1 protein-coding gene is annotated in these 380 nt (G+C 66.3%); it reads left to right on the top strand.

The window, feature by feature from the left end:
* Positions 1–115: 115 nt before the first annotated feature.
* Positions 116–380 (top strand): ATP-binding cassette domain-containing protein (locus EOD07_RS37475; RefSeq protein WP_164773009.1); only part of this gene is annotated, 265 nt, incomplete at its 3' end.

Raw genomic sequence — 380 nt, 5'->3', positions numbered from 1 at the left:
AGCCACCGTTCGGCTGCTTTGACGGCGCCCTCGCGGGCGTCGTTTCGAGGCCTTGTGCGGCCAACTGGCCCGCAAGGCCTTGCGAAGCGTTGATGTCCGGTGCAAAAGCGCGGCCATGCTGATCATCAACGACCTATCGCTCCGCATGGCCGGACGCCTGCTTCTCGACCATGCCTCGCTGACCTTGCCGGCCGGCACCAAAGCCGGCCTTGTCGGCCGCAACGGTACCGGCAAGACGACGCTGTTCAAGGCCATCACCGGCGATTTCCCGTCCGAGACAGGCTCGATCAGCCTGCCGAAGAGCACCCGCATCGGCCAGGTGGCGCAGGAAGCGCCGGGCACCGAGGACGCGCTGATCGAGATCGTGCTCAAGGCCGATC

The sequence above is a fragment of the Mesorhizobium sp. M2C.T.Ca.TU.002.02.1.1 genome (assembly GCF_003997225.1).
Note: the sequence above shows the minus strand (reverse complement) of the source record. Positions and strands in the feature narration are given on the sequence as shown.